General features: G+C 39.2%; 20 protein-coding genes. 19 read left to right on the top strand and 1 reads right to left on the bottom strand.

Going from position 1 to position 19803, the window contains the following annotated elements; translation table 11 throughout:
* The 18 genes from AC25Y6_RS02880 to AC25Y6_RS02795 form a co-directional block, all read left to right on the top strand.
* On the top strand, nt 1-588 hold a 588-nt coding region (locus AC25Y6_RS02880; RefSeq protein WP_488141997.1), incomplete at its 5' end, for an aldehyde dehydrogenase family protein.
* 437 nt (nt 589-1025) lie between these two features.
* On the top strand, nt 1026-1421 hold the full coding sequence (locus AC25Y6_RS02875) for a thioesterase family protein (RefSeq protein WP_482104501.1): 396 nt from the start codon (nt 1026-1028) through the stop codon (nt 1419-1421).
* Between the two features lie 42 nt (nt 1422-1463).
* Nucleotides 1464-2609 carry a Leu/Phe/Val dehydrogenase gene (locus tag AC25Y6_RS02870; protein WP_488141996.1) on the top strand — a complete coding sequence of 382 codons (1146 nt, stop codon included), beginning with the start codon at nt 1464-1466 and terminating at the stop codon, nt 2607-2609.
* Nucleotides 2610-2623: 14 nt separating this feature from the next.
* Entirely contained in the window at nt 2624-3676 is a 1053-nt protein-coding gene (pdhA, locus tag AC25Y6_RS02865) for a pyruvate dehydrogenase (acetyl-transferring) E1 component subunit alpha (protein WP_488141995.1), read from the top strand.
* The gene (locus AC25Y6_RS02860; RefSeq protein ID WP_488141994.1) at nt 3677-4696 is read left to right on the top strand and encodes an alpha-ketoacid dehydrogenase subunit beta; all 1020 of its coding nucleotides are present in this window, start codon (nt 3677-3679) and stop codon (nt 4694-4696) included.
* Between the two features lie 12 nt (nt 4697-4708).
* Nucleotides 4709-5929 carry a dihydrolipoamide acetyltransferase family protein gene (locus AC25Y6_RS02855; RefSeq protein ID WP_488141993.1) on the top strand — a complete coding sequence of 407 codons (1221 nt, stop codon included), beginning with the start codon at nt 4709-4711 and terminating at the stop codon, nt 5927-5929.
* A 1-nt stretch (nt 5930) separates the two neighbouring features.
* The gene (locus AC25Y6_RS02850; protein ID WP_488141992.1) at nt 5931-7361 is read left to right on the top strand and encodes a dihydrolipoyl dehydrogenase family protein; all 1431 of its coding nucleotides are present in this window, start codon (nt 5931-5933) and stop codon (nt 7359-7361) included.
* Between the two features lie 215 nt (nt 7362-7576).
* On the top strand, nt 7577-8557 hold the full coding sequence (locus AC25Y6_RS02845; protein ID WP_488141991.1) for an ABC transporter substrate-binding protein: 981 nt from the start codon (nt 7577-7579) through the stop codon (nt 8555-8557).
* 17 nt (nt 8558-8574) lie between these two features.
* The gene (locus tag AC25Y6_RS02840) at nt 8575-9624 is read left to right on the top strand and encodes an ABC transporter permease (RefSeq protein WP_488141990.1); all 1050 of its coding nucleotides are present in this window, start codon (nt 8575-8577) and stop codon (nt 9622-9624) included.
* On the top strand, nt 9602-10399 hold the full coding sequence (locus tag AC25Y6_RS02835) for an ABC transporter ATP-binding protein (RefSeq protein ID WP_488141989.1): 798 nt from the start codon (nt 9602-9604) through the stop codon (nt 10397-10399). Before AC25Y6_RS02840 ends, AC25Y6_RS02835 begins: the two co-directional genes overlap by 23 nt.
* 176 nt (nt 10400-10575) lie before the next feature.
* A complete protein-coding gene (locus AC25Y6_RS02830) occupies nt 10576-11403 on the top strand; it encodes a fumarylacetoacetate hydrolase family protein (protein ID WP_488141988.1) in 828 nt (275 codons plus the stop codon).
* Entirely contained in the window at nt 11400-12158 is a 759-nt protein-coding gene (locus AC25Y6_RS02825) for a fumarylacetoacetate hydrolase family protein (RefSeq protein ID WP_488141987.1), read from the top strand. The genes AC25Y6_RS02830 and AC25Y6_RS02825 overlap by 4 nt, the downstream gene beginning before the upstream one ends.
* 20 nt (nt 12159-12178) lie before the next feature.
* Entirely contained in the window at nt 12179-12568 is a 390-nt protein-coding gene (locus tag AC25Y6_RS02820) for a 5-carboxymethyl-2-hydroxymuconate Delta-isomerase (protein ID WP_482104491.1), read from the top strand.
* 55 nt (nt 12569-12623) lie between these two features.
* Nucleotides 12624-14108, top strand: coding sequence for a 4-hydroxyphenylacetate 3-monooxygenase, oxygenase component (hpaB, locus tag AC25Y6_RS02815; protein WP_488141986.1), 1485 nt, complete (start codon nt 12624-12626; stop codon nt 14106-14108).
* Nucleotides 14109-14157: 49 nt separating this feature from the next.
* Nucleotides 14158-15081, top strand: coding sequence for a 2,4-dihydroxyhept-2-ene-1,7-dioic acid aldolase (gene hpaI, locus AC25Y6_RS02810; protein ID WP_488141985.1), 924 nt, complete (start codon nt 14158-14160; stop codon nt 15079-15081).
* 32 nt (nt 15082-15113) lie between these two features.
* Entirely contained in the window at nt 15114-16625 is a 1512-nt protein-coding gene (gene hpaE / locus AC25Y6_RS02805; protein ID WP_488141984.1) for a 5-carboxymethyl-2-hydroxymuconate semialdehyde dehydrogenase, read from the top strand.
* 20 nt (nt 16626-16645) lie between these two features.
* Nucleotides 16646-17629, top strand: a complete 984-nt coding sequence (gene hpaD / locus AC25Y6_RS02800) for a 3,4-dihydroxyphenylacetate 2,3-dioxygenase (RefSeq protein WP_482102022.1) — start codon at nt 16646-16648, stop codon at nt 17627-17629.
* Nucleotides 17630-17833: 204 nt separating this feature from the next.
* On the top strand, nt 17834-18628 hold the full coding sequence (locus AC25Y6_RS02795; protein WP_488141983.1) for a VLRF1 family aeRF1-type release factor: 795 nt from the start codon (nt 17834-17836) through the stop codon (nt 18626-18628).
* Between the two features lie 259 nt (nt 18629-18887).
* On the opposite strand, the gene AC25Y6_RS02790 is transcribed toward AC25Y6_RS02795, so the two are convergent.
* Nucleotides 18888-19085 (bottom strand): hypothetical protein, encoded by a 198-nt coding sequence (locus tag AC25Y6_RS02790; protein WP_488141982.1) that lies wholly within the window; start codon nt 19083-19085, stop codon nt 18888-18890.
* Nucleotides 19086-19473: 388 nt separating this feature from the next.
* On the opposite strand from AC25Y6_RS02790, the gene AC25Y6_RS02785 reads away from it, so the two are divergent.
* The gene (locus tag AC25Y6_RS02785) at nt 19474-19638 is read left to right on the top strand and encodes a Spo0E family sporulation regulatory protein-aspartic acid phosphatase (protein ID WP_482101941.1); all 165 of its coding nucleotides are present in this window, start codon (nt 19474-19476) and stop codon (nt 19636-19638) included.
* Nucleotides 19639-19803 lie beyond the last annotated feature (165 nt).

Raw genomic sequence — 19803 nt, 5'->3', positions numbered from 1 at the left:
TACGATGAGTTCGTTGAGAAGTTTATTGCTAAAACAGAAAAACTATCAATTGGAGATCCATTTGATAAAGGAACACATATGGGCGCGGTTATCGATCAAGGACAATTGGACACAGTGAAAATGTATGTTCAATCTGCGATTGATGAAGGTGCGGAAATCCTTACTGGTGGGAAAGAATTGAAACCAGAAGGCTTTGAAAACGGGTATTGGTATGCGCCGACAATTATTGGAAACGTAACACAAGAAATGAAGGTTGTGCGTGAAGAAATCTTCGGTCCAGTTGTTGTAGTATCGAAGTTTAAAAATGAAAAAGAGGCAATTGCATTAGCGAATGACTCAGAATTTGGTCTAGCATCTTCTATTTGGTCAACAAATGATGCAACTACAACACGTGTTGCAAACCAAATTCAAGCGGGAATCGTTATGATTAATACGCCATTCTCTGCATTCCCAGGTACACCATTCGGTGGCTATAAACAATCCGGATTTGGCCGTGAACTATCAGTCGGATCGCTTGATCTTTACACTGAAACGAAAAGCATCATGTCTTACTTTGGCAGCCGTCCAGTAAATCCATTCGGACTATAATCGAAATGGGCAAGGCGTAGTTTAGCCGCGATAGGCATAAGTCAAAAGGAAGGCAGCCTAAGATCGCGACGTCCTGTCGCAACGACTGCATACCTGCCTCCTTGCAGGCACGACGTGGCGCACTTTGCCACATAGCTTGATTGCTTATGACCCGAGCGGTTTCCAGTTTTGTCTCTGTAACTTTTCTAACTAAAAATCTTATGAATCGCTAACCAATAGAAGTAGCTCTACTAAAATCTTGAATTATGAATAAGAAAATTCGAGTATTGTATTTTCTATTTCCGTAGACTCCAAATAACTGACTACATTGCTTCAAATTTATTTTTTGTAAGCGCTTTCAACTTGGTTTCGGATAGGATAGAGAATGTATCTACTTTTTACTGGTTTTCGGTATTAATTTGAGTTGTTCAGACTATAACGTTAGTAGGGGATAGAAGATGAAGCAAGGATTGGAAGTAGGTAGAGAAGAATCGATTGAGATTATTGTGACGGAAGATATGTTTGCTTCATTTGAAGGTCAAGTTGTACATCCTGTCTATTCAACGGTAGCGATGACATATCATATGGAGTGGGTTTCGCGGAAAATAATTCTTCCATTTTTGGAAGACAATGAAGAGGGAATGGGTGCATCTATTCAGTTAAAACATCTTGCTGCATCTCCGCTTGGATCTGTCATTACAATAACTGCAGTTTTAGTCAATCTTCATGCCAATAGGGTTGTAACCAGCGTAACAGTAGAAAACAATTTAGGTGTAATTGGAAAAGGTGAAGTGATGCAAGTCATTTTGCCTAAGGAAAAGATTGCTGAGAAACTGAAAGAGGCGTCATCCTAATAGAGATACTGTATGTCCAATCCTAAGGGGGAAATTTGAGTGATGCTAGCTGATAAAACTTCAATTACTAAGGAATTTGAACTTTTCGATCGAATGAGTGAGCATGAACAAGTCGTTTTTTGCAATGATCCTTCAACAGGTTTACGTGCAATTATTGCGATCCATGATACAACTCTAGGACCCGCACTTGGTGGATGTCGCATGCAACCTTATAGCAGCATGGAAGAAGCTTTGGAGGATGTTCTTCGCCTATCTAAAGGTATGACGTATAAATGCGCAGCTGCAGATGTCGATTTCGGGGGTGGGAAAGCCGTTATTATTGGCGATCCCACAACGGACAAATCACCGGAATTATTCCGCGCATTCGGCCAGTTTGTGAATTCTCTAGGTGGCCGTTTTTATACGGGAACGGATATGGGAACGACGATGGATGATTTCATTCATGCCAAGAAAGAAACGAATTTCGTTAACGGTCTCCCTAAGGAATATGGAGGCGGTGGCGATTCATCTATACCCACGGCGGAGGGTGTTTTGTACGGAATAAAAGCTACCAATCAGATGCTCAATGGTCATGATGAATTAGGTCAACATATATATGCAGTTCAAGGTCTAGGAAAGGTTGGTTTCAAGGTTGCAAGTGGATTACTCGAAGCAGGTGCTCACATTTATGTAACCGATATTAATAAAGAGAATGTAAGGGCAATTGAAAAAGTGGCCGTACAAACAACAGGTAAAGTACAATTCGTTGCTAACGAAGATATTTATTCACAGGAAGCTGATATATTTGTTCCGTGTGCATTTGGAGGAATTATTAACGACGCTACAATTCCTCAATTCAAAGTGAAAGCAATCGTCGGATCGGCTAATAATCAGTTGCTAGATAATAGACATGGAAAAATGTTGCGAGATAAAGGCATTTTATATGCACCGGATTATATCGTCAATTCGGGTGGACTCATCCAGGTGGCAGATGAATTGTATGGTATTAATCATGAACGGGTGCTTGCCAAAACAAGACAGATCTACGATGCGATTTTGGAAGTATACAATGAAGCTGCTATCACTGGGGAAACAACAGAGGAATCGGCAAATGCAATGTGTGAGAAAAGAATAGCATATAGAGGAAAACGAAATAGCTTTTACACTGCACCAGCAAAACCAAAGTGGTCGATTCGAAATCTATCATGACGGGAGCAAGTTAAGTGGAAAATTACCCTATAAAAAGAATAATAGATGATTTGGGCTTTCTTGTAGACTCGAGTATTGAAAAACAAATAGATGAGCAATTAGTTAAAGATTTGTACTATCATATGCTACGAATTCGTACATTTGATAGAAAAGCTGTTAATTTGCAGAGACAAGGGCGTCTAGGAACTTATGCACCTTTTGAAGGGCAGGAAGCGGCTCAAGTTGGTAGTGCACTTGCATTAAACCCTGACGACTGGGTTTTCCCTACGTACCGTGATCATGGCGCAACGTTAACGTTCGGAAAAAATATGACAACAACGTTTTTGTACTGGAATGGTAGAGCAGAAGGTTGTGTTGCTCCTGCGGATAGAAATATCTTTCCACCAGCTGTCCCCATTGCGACTCAGATACCTCATGCTGCGGGGGCTGCATGGGCTGAAAAAAGGAAAGGTACACAAAATGCAGCAATTGCATATTTCGGGGATGGTGCTACTTCGGAAGGCGATTTTCATGAAGGATTGAATTTTGCAAGCGTGTTCAAAGTACCAGTCGTTTTTTTAAACCAAAATAATGGTTATGCAATCTCAGTTCCAATTGAAAAACAGATGAATTCCGTAACAATCGCACAAAAATCAGTTGCCTATGGAATGCCGGGGATTCGGATTGATGGTAATGATTGTTTCGCAGTGTATTTTGAAACTAAAAAGGCTTTTGACCATGCTAGGGGTGGAAATGGCCCGACTTTGATAGAGGCAGTTACATGGCGAAAAGGAGCCCATACAACTGCAGATGATCCCTCTAAATACCGTTCTGAAAAACGAGGAGAGAACTTTGTTGACCCTCTTACCCGGTTGGAATTGTTTATGAAAAATTATGGCTATTGGAAAGATGAATGGATTCAAACGACTATAGAAGAAACGACTCGTGAAATCGAATTAGCTGTGGAAGAGATGGAGCAGTTTCCACCGCCGAACGTAGAAGACGTTTTTGATCATGTATATGCTGAAATGCCTGCACACCTAGTTGAACAAAAAGAAGCATACCTGGCACATTTAGGGAGGCTGTAAATGAATACAACATTGAAAGGGTCTGAATACAAAAATGAAACGACAAAAAAAATGACGCTAATTCAAGCGATTAATGATGGCATGCGTTTAATGTTAGAAGAGGATGAACGAACTATCTTACTCGGAGAAGATATCGGTAAAAATGGAGGCGTATTCCGTGCGACAGAAGGACTCCAGGATTTGTTTGGTGATGATCGGGTAATCGATACACCGTTATCAGAAGCAGGGATTATTGGAACTTCAATTGGTCTTGCTGTGAATGGTTTTAAACCAGTTGCGGAAATCCAGTTTCTCGGTTTTATTTATCCTGCTTATGAACAAATAATGACACATGTCTCTCGAATTCGAATGCGATCGATGTCTCGTTTTACTGTGCCTATGGTCATTAGAGCCCCATACGGTGCAGGTATTCGTGCGCCTGAAATACATTCTGATAGTACAGAAATCTTATTTACTCACATGCCAGGCATCAAGGTAGTGTGTCCTTCTAATCCATATGATGCAAAAGGATTGTTGATAGCGGCAATGGAAGATCCTGACCCGGTCCTCGTTCTCGAACCGATGAAAATCTATCGTTCAAAAAGAGAAGAAGTACCGGTTGGGAAATATTGTGTTGAAATTGGAAAGGGGAAAATCGTACGTGATGGCACGGATGTCACACTTATTGCTTGGGGAGCTATGATTACAATTGCTGAGAAAGCAGCTGAACTGGCCGAGAAGAAAGGGATTAGTTGTGAAATTATCGATTTAAGAACATTGTATCCAATTGATCGTGACATGATTGCTGAGTCCGTACAAAAGACAACGCGAGCGGTCATTATTCATGAAGCGCATAATACGGGTGGACTCGGAAATGATATTGTGTCGATTATAAATGATACAGCATTCCTTTATCTACGTGCCCCAATTGAACGTGTAACAGGATTTGACGTACCCGTTCCATTCTTCACATTGGAAGAACACTATTTGCCAACACCCGCTCGAGTCGTTGAAGGAATTGAAAAAGTGGTTCATTTTTAAGGAGGAAATGAAATGCACGAAGTAAAGTTGCATGATATCGGGGAAGGCATGACAGAAGGGGAAGTGCTCCAATACTTAGTCAGAGTTGGAGAGCAGGTTATTACAGATCAGCCGCTGGTTGTAGTTCAAACTGATAAAATGATAGCTGAACTAACTTCACCCTGCTTAGGTATTGTGAAAGAGATTAGAATTGAAGTAGGCGAAACTGTTCAAGTGGGAACGAGTTTACTCTATATTGAAGCTGATGGAGCCAAGGGGACAGTACAAAGTTCACAAGTGGAAACGGAAAGAGTTACCGAGGGGAAAGTTATACGTTCTACTAAAAACGATGAAAAGTCTTCACCGTTTCCATTTAAACGAGTACTTGCAACCCCGTACACACGTAAATTGGCCCGCGACAATAATATTTATCTTGAAGATGTCCATGCTACTGATCCCTCTGGAAGAGTCACTGAAGAAGATGTTGTTCGGTTTTTGAAAGGGGCGCAATCTAAAGTAGAAACAGTGGAAGACGTTAGGCAAGAAGCAGTTAATCATTCGATTCCAGATGAAATCCCTTTCAATGGGATTCGAAAAAAGATTGCAGAAAAAGTATCAAAATCACTTTTCACCATTCCCCATGTCACACATTTTGATGAAGTCCGTATGACGAATTTATTCATGATAAGGGAACAAATGAAAGCAGCTGGAGAATCGGTTAGTGTAGCAGCATTTCTTATTAAAGCATTAGTCATATCATTAAAGGACTTCCCAATATTCAATGCCGAACTAGATGAAGCAAATAATCGAATACTCCTTAAGAAAAACTATCATATTGGAATTGCAACAAATACTGAAAGTGGACTAATTGTTCCCGTAATCCATGATGCCGATAAGAAATCTATCAAGGAGATTAACAAATGCATTAAAGGGTTAACAGAAAGAGCAATCGCAGGTAAATTACAATCGTTTGAAATGCAAAATAGTACATTTACGGTGAGTAATGTTGGACCACTCGGAAGTACGGGTGCAACACCAATTATCAACTATCCAGAAACGGCATTAATTGCATTCCATAAAACCAAAAAACAGCCAATCGTCAATGAGCATGATGAAATCGTTATTGGGCATATCATGACACTCTCCATGGCTTTTGACCATCGGGTTGCTGATGGAGCGACAGCCGTTGCTTTTACGAATCGCTTTGCTAGTCTAATTGAACAACCTCACAAACTGCTGATGGAGATGATATGAAATGGTTGTTGGCGAAATCACTCAGGAAAGAAGTCTAATTATTATTGGAGGCGGACCTGGTGGCTATTCGGCTGCCATACGAGGCGCGCAGCTTGGACTTTCGGTCACTTTAATCGAACAGGCTGATATGGGTGGTGTTTGTTTGACTGAAGGATGTATCCCATCTAAAGTTTTTACACACGCAGCAATGAAACGATCTGAAACAGCTCATTTGCAACAACTTGGGATTGTTAGCTCGGATAACTTTTTCGACTTAAAAAAGCTACTTGGTTATAAAGCTCAAATTATTAATCAGCTAAGGTCTGGTATTGAAAGTCTATGTAATGAAAATGAAATTGAAATAATCCGTGGAAAAGTTACATTTCTCGCAATAGACAAAATCGGTGTGGAAAATGGACATCAATTCGATATTTTTGAATTTGAACAACTAATTATTGCGACAGGAAGTTCCCCAATGTGGCCAGCTATTTTGACTAAGAAAGGGGAAAGAATTCTATTGCCACATGAGCTGTTTAATCTGGAAAAAATACCAAAGCATCTTGTAGTAAGAGGTCAAGATTACATTGCACTGGAAGTTGCCTCTAGTTTTGCAGCACTAGGGGCACAAGTCAGTATAATCATTGATGACAAAGTTGGCTTTCCTTTCGATGAGTCCATCAATAAAGAGTTAACTCGTCTATTTAAAAAGCGTAAAATTAAAGTGTATAAAGAACATGAATTCATTTCATCAAATGAGACGGAAGACGGAATTACAATAAGGTTTTTAACTGATAAAAATATAGAAGAGACAGTTCAAGGTTCACATCTATTCATGTCCGGAACTAGGCAACCCAATTTGAAGACTTTAGGAATAGGTCGTTTTGGAATTGAACAAACAGCTGAGGGCTTTATAAAAGTAGATAAGAATATGCAGTCATCGATACCTTCTATATATGCAATTGGTGATGTAACGGAAGGTCCAATGCTTGCTGTAAAAGCCATTAAACAAGGAAAAGCTGCTGTTGCATCAATTGTAGGAGAAAAAACGGAAGTAGATCTTACTTTTATGCCAATAGTTGCCCATACAATTCCACCCGTCGTTTCTGTAGGGATAACAGAACAAAATGCACAGGATTTGGGTCTTCAGATTCGAGTCAGTCAATTTGCACTTGGCGGCATTGGTTATGCAACGATTACCGGTAAAAAAGATGGGTTTATTAAGGTTATAGCTGATTCAACAACAGAAATCATTCAAGGCATTCATATGATTGGAGAAGGAGCTGTTGAAATGGCAGGCTCCTTCGTGCAGTTGCTTGAAATGGCGGCAAAAGAAGAAGATATAAAGTTCCCACACTATGCACATCCAGGTTTCAATGAAGGACTCCTTGAAGCGGTTGAGGGGTTAATCGGACAAGCAACTCACGCTTCGCCTGCTAAAAGAAGAACCTATTAAAAATCTTATGACCCTAAACGTGGAGTCTCCGACTTCCGTTATAATCGACGGAACTCATCCATGCAAACGAAAAATCCATAATAAAATATAGTTAATGTCAGGGTTTTTAATTAAAATTAATAATTATAAAATGGCATCTAGTATAAACTAAATATTTAAATAGACGGAATATTCGAAAATTGCAACCTGAAGTAGTTAAATAGGGGGGAAATGGTATGAATAATGGGTGGAAAAAAGTGGCGGCTATTATTCTTGGCACTGCATTAATACTTGCGGCATGTGGCGATGAAGAAGTGAAGGAAAGTGAATCATCCTCGAAGACATATAAAATAGGTGTCAGCCAAATTGTAGAGCACCCGTCACTAAATGCAGCTTATGACGGCTTTAAGAAAGCGTTAGAAGAAGCAGGAATCGATGCGGAATATGATGTTCAAATTGCTCAAGGCGATAACAGCGCCAACACGACCATTGCGACGAATCTGGTCAGTGCAGATGTAGATCTAATATTCGCAAACTCAACACCTAGTGCACAGGCGGCAGCCAGCGCGACATCAGAAATACCTATCATTTTCACTTCAGTAACAGATGCAGTTGGAGCAGAGCTTGTTGACTCAATGGAGAGCCCAGGAGGAAATGTAACGGGTACAATTGACGCTCATCCTGAAGCCATTTTAAACACAATGAAGTTTCTAAAAGAAGAATTAAGTGCAAAAAACGTGGGAATGGTGTTTAACTCTGGAGAACAAAACTCTCGTGCCCAGGTAGATGCAGTAAAAGAAATGTTGAAGGAGATGGACATGACTGTAGTGGAGGCATCGGTCGCTACATCTGCCGATGTGAAACAAGCAACCGAGTCATTGCTAGGTAAAGTAGATTCTATGTACATTATTACAGACAATACAGTTGTCTCTGCACTTGAATCTGTCATTTCAGTTGCCAATGCCAATGAAATTCCAATGATGGTAGGTGAATTTGACTCTGTGAAAAGAGGCGGCCTAGCAGCATATGGCTTCGAGTACTTTGACATTGGCTATGAAGCAGGGCAAATGGCAGTCGAAATCTTGAATGGCGAAAAGAAACCGGCTGATTTACCTGTTCAAATCCCACAAGACTTAAAGTTAATCATGAATAAAGATACTGCTTCTACTCTCGGTCTCGAGATTAAAGACGAATGGAAAGTTGAGTTTAGTGAATAGATTGGAGGTAAATCAATATGTTTTCAGCTGTGTTTGGATCAGTAGAGCAAGGAATTATTTATGCGATTATGGCGCTTGGTGTGTATATTTCATTCCGGGTTTTGGACTTTCCAGATTTAACAGTTGACGGAAGTTTTGTAACAGGAGCTGGAGTAGCTGCCACTATGATTATCTTTGGATATCATCCAGTGGCGGCTACTGCAGTAGCCGTTGTTATTGGTTTTCTTGCTGGATGTGTAACAGGCCTCCTACATACAAAAGGCAAGATTAATTCACTCCTGGCTGGAATATTAATGATGATTGCTTTGTATTCCATAAATTTACGCATAATGGGTTTAACCTCTGAGAATTCAATTGGTCGTCCAAACATACCATTATTAAATGCCGAAACACTATTTATTCAGTTCCAGACATTTTGGGGTTCTTTAGGTATTGACAACGCTATTAATAATTTCTTCGGCAAGTTTGGGATTCAATTCTTGCCTTCCACCTGGGGAACATTGTTCATCATGATAATCATTGTTTTGTTAATTAAATTTGTCGTCGATTGGTTTCTGAAAACGGAAGTCGGTCTTGCAATAAGAGCTACCGGTGATAATAAAAAAATGATTCGAAGTTTATCTGCTAATACAGACACACTCGTTATTATAGGTTTAGGCTTTTCCAATGCACTCGTAGCTTTTTCTGGGGCGCTAATCGCTCAATACTCGAAGTTTGCTGACATTGGAATGGGAATTGGAATGATTATTATTGGACTGGCTTCCGTAATTATAGGTGAAGCAATATTTGGCACAAAAACGATTATGCGAACCACATTTGCCGTAATTGCAGGTGCAATTATTTATAGAATAGTACTCGGTCTTGCGCTTAGAGTCGACTTTCTCGATACGGGTGATATGAAACTAATTACCGCCGTCATTGTAATTGGCGCATTGATCTTGCCGCAATACTTTGAAAAGAAACGAGAAAAGAGCAGAAAAGCAAAACGCCATGCTGAACGCTTAGTAGAGCATACACATTTGCTGATGAAAGAAGGAAATGCCGATGCTAAAACTCAGTCAGATTAACAAACTATTTAATGAAGCAACACCTGATGAAAAAATCGCATTGGACCAAATTAATCTTAAGTTACAAATCGGTGATTTCATGACTGTAATCGGGAGCAATGGCGCAGGAAAATCGACGATGCTGAATATGATTTCTGGTTCGCTATCTCCTGACTTTGGAACAATTGAAATTGCCGATAAAGATGTAACAAAATTACCGGAATATAAGCGTTCACAAATGATTGGAAGGGTTTTTCAAGATCCAATGGCGGGAACAGCTCCAACAATGACAATTGAAGAAAATCTTGCTATGGCCTATTCAAGAAACAAAAAAGGAGTTTTAAAACGAGCTGTTGATAAGAAACGTCGTGAACTGTTTCGTGAATCACTTGCAACGCTTCATTTAAACCTTGAAAACCGATTGAATGCAAAAGTAGGAATGCTTTCTGGTGGAGAGAGGCAAGCTCTTTCTTTATTGATGGCAACATTTACTCAACCATCAATATTGCTTCTTGATGAACATACTGCGGCGCTAGACCCATCGCGGGCAGAGTTAATTACGAATTTAACCAAACAACTTGTTGAAAAGGATCAACTAACGACGCTGATGATCACACATAATATGCAACAAGCATTAGACCTAGGTAACAGACTTATTATGATGGATAAAGGACAAATTATCTTAGAAATAGATGCCGAAGGAAAGAAGGTATTAACGATTCAAAAACTGATGGATGAATTCCAACGCATACGTGGTGAAAAATTAACCAGTGATAAAGCTTTATTATCAGTATGATCTATTCCAATTGTAAATAGAGACAGAATATTAACGATGAAGACATTGAAAATACGAGTTCAGAAATGTGTGGGCGCTTCTTTAGCTAGTTTGTGGTTTGAATACTCCAATCTACAAAAAGGGTGCCCTTTTGTGCATCAATTTTAGGGTCAATTTTGAATTGCCGTTTTTGCACTATGAAAAAAAGTCTACAAACTTATGGGGTGAAATGGTTGCGAAGAGCAAAAGTTAAAGTGTTAGGAGCACGTGAACTAATATCAGTGAATGTGATTACTGGAACAAATTCCGTTGTGAAAGGGGGGATTGTAAAAAGTGCAAATGAAATACAATTCGACACCCCCGTTACAGGTACGGTTTTTGGTACGTTGCTGAACTACAAGGGTGTGCTTGATAAACTCGGCGATGCAGTTCATGAAGAACCATATAATTCACCACCAATTTCACCTGTTCTTTATATAAAACCGATGAATACATTAAGTCGACATGGTGCAGATATCCCGATGCCAATTGGGATATCAAAATTAGAAATGGGTGCGGCACTTGGAATAGTAATTGGAAAGAAAGCCGTCGCTGTGGATGAAGAAAATGCATTGACCTATGTTGCAGGCTATACGATTGTAAACGATATCAGTGTGCCGCATGAGAGCGTATACCGCCCGGCGGTTCAACATAATGGACGTGATGGATTTTGTCCCATCGGACCATGGATTATCGATAGGCGTGAAATGGATAATCCCGATGATTTAGATATCCGTGTTTTCATCAATAATCAGCTTCAACAAGAAAATTCAACATCAAATTTGATCCGTTCAGTTTCCCGTTTAATTGCAGATGTTACTGAGTTTATGACATTAAGTCCAGGAGATGTATTACTGGTAGGTGTCCCTGAAGATGCGCCACTAGCCGAAGTTGGCGATATAGTTCGAATCGAAATAGCAGGTATAGGAAGTTTAGAGAACGTAGTTGTAGAAGAAAGTAAATCCACCTGGAGGGAGCCGATATGAAAAGAGCTCGATTAGCATATGGAGGTGCCATTTTTGATGCGGTTGAATGGGAAGGGCAACTCAAATTAGAGGATGGCCGAATAGTAGATGAGAGTTTAGTAACTTGGCTAACACCCATAGAACCTCGTACGGTATTTGCTTTGGGGCTTAACTATGCTGATCATGCAGCAGAACTTTCAATTGTTGCACCATCCGAACCGCTAGTCTTTTTAAAGGGTCCGAATACGTTGATTGGGCACCAAGCATTTACTCATCGTCCCGCAGATGTAGCGTATATGCATTATGAATGCGAATTGGCTGTAATCATCGGTGAAACGGCACGAAATGTGAAAAAAGAAGATGCATATAGCTATATTAAAGGGTATAGCGTTGTGAACGATTATGCAATCAGAGATTACTTGGAAAACTATTATCGTCCTAACTTACGAGTGAAAAACCGTGATGGATGTACCCCATTTGGACCGTGGATTGTCGATGCAGTCGATGTTGCAGATCCAATGAATATAAAGCTAACAACACATGTTAATGATGTACTCGTTCAGGAAGGAAGTACATCGAATATGATTTTTGATATTCCAACACTGATTGAGTATTTAAGTAGCTTTATGACATTGAGTGAAAATGACATAATACTTACTGGTACTCCAAAAGGTTCGGTTGATACGGTTGTTGGCGATATTGTGGTCACAGAAGTGGAAGGGATTGGACGTTTGATAAATACCATTATCGGAGATGAATTCTTTACAAATCGATAGTGTGGAACAGGGGGACTTGAATGCCACATTTTATTGTTGAGTACACAGATAATATCAAAGAAGAATCGAATTTGGCAAAGTTATTTGAAGATATTCATAATGTACTAATTGCACGGGACTCTATTTTCCCGATAGGTGGTCTTCGTTCAAGAGCGATTGAACTTAATGACTATCGAGTTGCAGATGGTTTAGAAGATGACGCATTCATCCATGCAGTGTTGAAAATTGGTGCTGGACGTTCGGAGGAATTAAAGAAAGAAATTTGTGAAGCTCTATTTGAAGTGATGAAAGAACATTTCGCGCTTTTAATGTCTACACGTTATTTAGCATTATCTATGGAATTGGTTGAATTTAGTGATGCTGGTACGTATAAACAAAATAATATTCATTCAAGGTTTAATAAAAAGTAGACATCTATTGCCAAGTAGACGACCAAACTGTTATCCGAAATGAGGAGGGAATCGAATGGGTGCACGAACGGGTAAAGAATATGTGGACGGTATTAAAGAACGAAATGCAGAAGTATGGATTCATGGCGAAAAAGTAGAAGATGTAACCATACATCCAGCATTTAAAAATGTAGTGGAAAGTGTTGCAGGTCTATATGATTTACAACATGAGAAACCGGAAAAAATGTTATATACATCACCGTCATCAGGGAACAAGGTGGGGCTTTCCTTTATTGCTCCTAAAACGAAAGATGACTTGTTTAAAAGACGTGAAATGCATATGGAGTGGGCCACATTCTCTGGCGGTATGATGGGACGAACTCCGGATTATTTGAACACGAGCATTATGGCCTTCGGTACCGCTAGTCAATTTTTTGCACAAGAAGGCGGGGGAAGTGAACAATTCGCAAAAAATGCAGCCAACTACTATGAATATGCACGGGAAAATGATATTAGTTTAACCCATACATTAATACACCCACAAGTGAATAGGTCGATGCTTACACAAGCAGAACAAAAAGATCCATTTCTCTCTGCACGTATTACGAAAAAAACGCCTGATGGGATTGTTGTAAATGGTTGTCGGCTCTTGGCAACGTTAGGCGGCATTACTGATGAGCTAGTTGTTTTCCCGTCGACTATCAACAGGACACCGGGAACGACGGATGATCCATTCGCATTTGCATTTGCAATACCAAATAATACGGCGGGTTTAAAGTTTTTATCTCGCGAATCATTCGACTATGGGAAAAGCAAATGGGATCATCCATTAGGCGCTAGGTTTGATGAGGGGGACGCAATCATTTCATTTGAAAATGTATTGGTCCCTTGGGAAAGGGTTTTCGTGAGTGGAAGTACAGATATATGCAATCGTACGTACACTGAGACAAATGCGGTTATCCATATGACGCATCAAGTTATTTCAAAAAACATCGTAAAAACCGAATTTATTCTGGGTGTTGTCATTAGTATGATGGAAGCAATTGGTATTGATAAATTCATGCATGTTAAAGAAAAAGCAAGTGAAATCATGGTTATTTTAGAAGTCATGCGTTCTCATTTGTTCAAGTCTGAACACAATGCAAAAATCGATCAATACGGCAATATGACACCCGACTTTGAACCGTTAAATGCTGCACGCAACTGGTACCCTAAAATGTACCAGCGTATGAATGAAATTATTAAAATACTAGGCGCTTCAGGATTAATGGCACTTCCAACTGAAGCAGACTTCTCCAGTACGGACGTTGGCCCATTGGTTCACCGTTATACACAGGGTGCAACCATTAACGGTGAGGAAAAAGTACAGCTATTTCGCTTGGCGTGGGATATTACCATTAGTGCATTTGGAAACCGACAAGCACTCTATGAATATTATTTCTTTGGAGATCCTGTGAGAATGTCGAATGCCTATTATGATGGTTTTGATAAGCAACCCTATAAAGACATGGTTGCAAGTTTTTTGAACAAAACTAAGAGAGATGCCGGCATAGTCAATTGAAGTTTCACATTATTGACAGGTAAATATTTTTTTAGAAGGAGTGAGTACTATGGGATACGATGAAGCTAAAAAGAAATTAAGAGGTTCAATTTGCCCTGTCATTACTCCGTTTACTGATAGTGGTGAAATCGACGAAAAAGCATTCATTGAGTTGATCAATTGGCAAATTGAAAGTGGAAGTCATGGGATTTCTGTAACAGGTACGAGTGGTGAACCGAGTTCATTAACTATCTCCGAAAGGAAAAGGGTTATGGATCTGGCAACAAAGACAATTGATGGACGCGTGTTTTTTGCACCTGGTACAGGTTCTACAAATCATGATGAAACAATGGAATTAACGAAATATGCCGAAGAAATAGGTGCGGATGCTGCAATGGTTATCGTACCTTACTATAATAAGCCGAACCAAGAAGCACTTTATCAGCACTTTAAAACAGTAGCAGATTCAGTTAAAACACCAATTATAATTTACAATATTCCGGGTCGGTCCGCCGTTAATATGGAAGTAAGTACGATGAAACGCTTAGTTGATGATTGTCCGAACATTATCGGTGTAAAAGAAGCAAATAAAGACTTCGAACACGTAAATCGCGTGCTGTTAACCTGCGGAAGGGATTTTCTATTGTTTTCGGGAATTGAATTACTTTGCTATCCAATGCTCGCAATTGGCGGTGCTGGATTTATAAGTGCCACAGCAAATGTTGAACCAACGAAAGTAGCCGATCTTTACAACGCATGGGTTGCAGGAGACATTGTAAAATCGCAAAATCTTCACTTCGAATTAATGCCACTAAATGATGTACTCTTCAAAGATACAAATCCATCACCGGTTAAAGTAGCACTAAGTATGATGGGGAAAATCACACCTAAACTTCGCTTACCTTTGGGATTACCTTCAGTTGAAATACAAGCAGAGGTTCGCCAATCACTTATTGACCTTGCAATATTACCACAAGGGGCTTCCATAAAATGATGAAAATAATGATAAGAAACTAGGTGAAGAGTATGGTATCAATTCATAAGTCAGTTTCATATAAACATGAAACGCAAAAGAATATATTACTCTATATAAATGGGGAATTTACACCGGCTATAAATGGGATGACGATTAAAAACATAAATCCGTTTACAAATAAACAAATTAATGAAGTTGCTGAAGGACAATCTGATGATATTCAAAAAGCAGTGGCAGCGGCTCGATATGCTTTTGATCACGGACCTTGGAAAACAATGAAACTTAAAAAGAGATTGGCATACATTTACCGTATTGCAGATTTGATAGACGAAGAAGTAGAAAAAATAGCGTACCTAGAATCACTTGATACAGGACTTCCCATTAGTCAAACTAGAAATATGGTAAGTCGTGCCTCCGAAAATTTCAGATTTTATGCCCGTATGGTAGAAAGTCGTCTTGTTGGTGAATCCTATCAAGTGGATGAAGAATTTATCAACTACACGATTAATGCACCTGTAGGAGTTGCAGGGTTAATCACACCATGGAATGCTCCCTTTATGTTAGAGACATGGAAAGTCGCGCCAGCACTTGCGACTGGAAATACAGTTGTATTAAAGCCGGCTGAACTCTCTCCGCTTTCAGCTAACCTATTAGCCGAAATAATTCATAAGGCAGATCTTCCTAAAGGTGTTTTCAACGTTGTTCACGGTTACGGTGAAACAGCAGGAGATGCGCTCGTTAGACATCCAGACGTCCAACTAATATCTTTCACAGGTGAAACAACGACGGGCACTATGATTATAAAAAATAGTGCAGATACATTGAAAAAGTGCTCTATGGAACTCGGTGGAAAATCTCCTATTATCGTCTTTGAGGATGCAGACTTTGAACGAGCTTTAGATGCTTGCGTCTGGGGAATTTATTCATTTAACGGTGAACGATGCACTGCGAGCTCCCGCTTGTTTCTACAAGAAGGGATTAAAGATCAATTTATAGATGCTTTAAAGTTGCGTGTGTCGAATATTATAATTGGTGACCCACTAGACAAAGATACGGAAGTGGGGCCATTGATTGATAAAGGTCATTTTAATAAAGTGAATAGCTATTTGGAGATTGCAAAAGCGGAAGGCACCGACGTAGTTACCGGCGATATTCCTGAGAAATTCGACAGTGGCAATTTCGTTGCACCAACATTGATCCTAAATGCTAAAAATAACATGCGCGTTGCACAAGAAGAAATCTTTGGGCCCGTATTAACTGTGATGACATTCAAAGACGAAGAAGAAGTCATTACATTAGCGAATGTTATTGATTACGGACTTGCAGGTTATGTGTGGACTAACGATATTAAACGTGGCCATCGAGTTGCACACAAGATTGAAGCGGGAATGCTTTGGGTGAACGCTCAAAACGTCCGCGATCTAAGAACACCTTTTGGAGGGATGAAATCTTCTGGCATCGGTCGTGAAGGTGGACACTATGGCTTTGATTTTTATACTGAACAAAAAATAATTCATGTATCCATTGATGAACATCGTATACAGCAGTTCGGAAAAAAATAAAGGAAGGCATGGTGAGTAAGTTGGACTTTTCAATCATTCGAATTGCGAGAACCGTTCTTCATGTAGTGGATTTGCAAGTGTCTCGTCAGTTCTATGTTGATGGGTTAGGCATGATTGAAACAGAAAGTGATGAAAACCATATTTACTTAAGAGGTTTAGAGGAACATTCGCATCATAGTTTACTTTTGAAAAAAGCAGACAAAGCCGTTGTTGAAGTACTAAGCTATAAGGTCGAAAAAGAACAGGATCTTGAGGAAATCGAAAAATTATTTCTATCGCTAGGTTTACAAACAAAGTGGATGGATAAAGGGGAACAACATGCAATTGGAAGAACACTTCGAGTGCATGATGTTTCAGGTATTCCTTTAGAGTTTTTTGCGGAAATGACCACTGTTGACCGGATGCTTCAGCGATATGACCTCTATCGCGGAGCCAAGATTCAGCGGATTGACCACGTAAACTGTGCTGTTCCAGATGTTCAAAAAGCTTATGATTTCTACGTCAATCACTTAGGATTCTCGTGTTCAGAGTATACAGATACTGAAGAGGGAGACTTGTGGGCAGCATGGCTTTATCGCAAACCAACTGTGCATGACCAAGCATTTATGAGTGGTCCTGGTCCAAAATTACATCATTTTGCATACTCATTAACAGATCGCCTTAGCGTGCTCGATTGCTGTGATACTTTGGCTAGTATGGGGTATGCGGATTCAATAGAGCGCGGTCCTGGTCGTCATGGCTTGTCAAATGCTTTTTTTCTCTATTTGAGAGATCCAGATGGGCATCGTATTGAACTATACACGGGAGATTATTTAACCACCGATCCTGACTTAAAACCGAAACGTTGGGATTTAAATGACCCACTTCGTCAAACATTTTGGGGACATCAAGCACCCGATCGATGGTTTAATGAAACCAGTACGTTCATTGATATTGAAACGGGCAAAGAGATAGAATACCGAGAACCGTTATTGAAACAAAGGAAACCAAAGATCTTGACCTAATTAGTATAATTTTTAAACACCTACAAAAATGGCAATGTTGCCTTTTTGTAGGTGTTTATTCTTTGGTGGAAAAGTAATTCAAGCATCGGTTACTTTGAAAAGGCATGGTTGGCTGTCATTTAAAGAAGATACCCCACAGAAATCGTTTAGACTAGTCGAGCAAGGGTATCCTTAGAGTGGAACGAAATTTAAGGAGGTTAAATGATGTCTATTAGCAAAGAACTCCAAACCTTGAAAGAATTTAACTGTGAAAATCGTTGTGTCTTGAGTGTGTATTTAAACACCAATCCGGGTGATCCGGAGCAATTAAACGGTGCTTGGAGAATTCATTTGAAGAGTGGTTTAAAGCGCATTGATGAATATTTAACAGCCTCTAAAGATGAAAATGAAATAAAAGCATTTAATGCATTGAAGAAAAAAATCGAAAAAGAAGTTGAGGATAATAAAAATGATTTGAGCAAAGGCGTTGTAATCTTTGCCTCATTAGATCCGGAGTTATGGTCAGTTCACTATGTTCAGGTTCCCGTGAAAACGAGTTTTCACTGGGAAAATCATGCTGTGACTGAAGAAATGGAATATATGTACAAAGCCTATCCGGAGGCAGGAATTATCTTGCCTAGTTTTGGGGAAGTACGTATTTTAGACACGGCAATGGGAGCTATTAAGAATGAACTTACTTTCGAATTTGATCCGAACTTGGAAGGATGGGGAGAGCGGAATAAAGCATCCGCTGCGCATAATCAGGGTTTGGGAAGTTCGAAAGTCGACGCGCTTGAACCTCGTCTAAGAGAAAACTTGCAGAGATTTTATAAAGGAATGGTGGAAATCGTTGAGAAATTAAAGAAAGAAAAAGGTTGGAAAGAAATTCATGTGTCAGGTGAAGCAGACCTGGCAAATGCATTCTCTGAAACGCTACGGGAAAAACCCGCAAGTTGTATCTACAAAAACCTGAATAATAGTAAACCCAATGATGTGCTTCATCAAGTATTTGAAAAGTAACGATTTAAGTCAAAGACCAACCGTTTTTTATTTTAAAGACGGTTGGTTTTGTTACGTTTGTTAACACACTCAGTACTCATTGAATAATATAGGTATAGGCAAGGTGTAAGAATGCTTCTGAGAATGGACACCTGGGAAAGGGATATTGCCTATCAATCTTGACGTCAGGTATAGGTAACCATGACTTTCATCAATATTATTGTACTTATTCCAAAGTATGTAAAAGAGAAGTAACTACCTAAGTAGTTACTTCTCTCAGTTATTTATACGTTTTTTCAGATTCGCTTTTTTCGCGTTGATTTGGAGTCATTGGCTCATGAGTAGGATTTAAATTTCCCAGTTCAGCTAACTCAAGAGAAATTTCTTCTTTCATAACGCCTGTTTTACCTTTTTTCATTTTTTGAAGTTGGGGCCCAATAGAAATTTTAGTGGTATCTTCAGTATTATTTCGTTTCATGGTCAAACCTCCTCTTAAAGTATTGTTCTTTATTAATATGGCTCAGTAAGCGAATTCAATCCGTTTTTAAAACTTATAATTGTTAATGTGTAAAATGAGCATTCTATAAGTAAGGTACAATTGGTCAAAATTAAGAACTGTCAAATTTTATGCGAAATATTAAATAGGTGACACTAAAAACTTTGTTAATTGCTGTAAGGAAGTCAAAGAAATCAATTGCTATTCAAAATATGCGTCTTAATTGTGATGGTTTGGTGAACATTTAAAAAAACACTACAATACGACATTCTTTTCATGAAGAGTGTTGTACGATGAACTCGTTGCTTCTTAACCTACAAGAAAATAACTTCAAGATATGAAGCCCAATATATCATATGGAGGAAAAATTGTGAAAAGTCTATTTAATGAAAAAGCATTGTTGGTTCAAATTGGGATTAAAAGAAAGATCATGTATAGGAAAGCAAAAACGTTCGGGTTTACTCATCCTTTGGTTGTTGAATGCAGTCAAGAATTGGACGTGTTGATAAATAAATACCATGAAAAGGTTGCATGAAGTACTATTTTTTCTTAAGTCACTTTTTCCGATAGTTGAAATATAAAGAGATCAGCACTCCAAATGGAGAACTGATCTCTTTTTTGTACAATTCATGATAATGAGATTAAGTAAAACTTCTTTATTTTTATACGAAGAAATGCATTTTTAATTTTTACTGAAGAA

The sequence above is a fragment of the Sporosarcina sp. Y1004 genome, assembly GCF_057669665.1.
The sequence above is the reverse complement of the archived record's forward strand: the minus strand, read 5'-3'. Positions and strand labels throughout refer to the sequence as shown.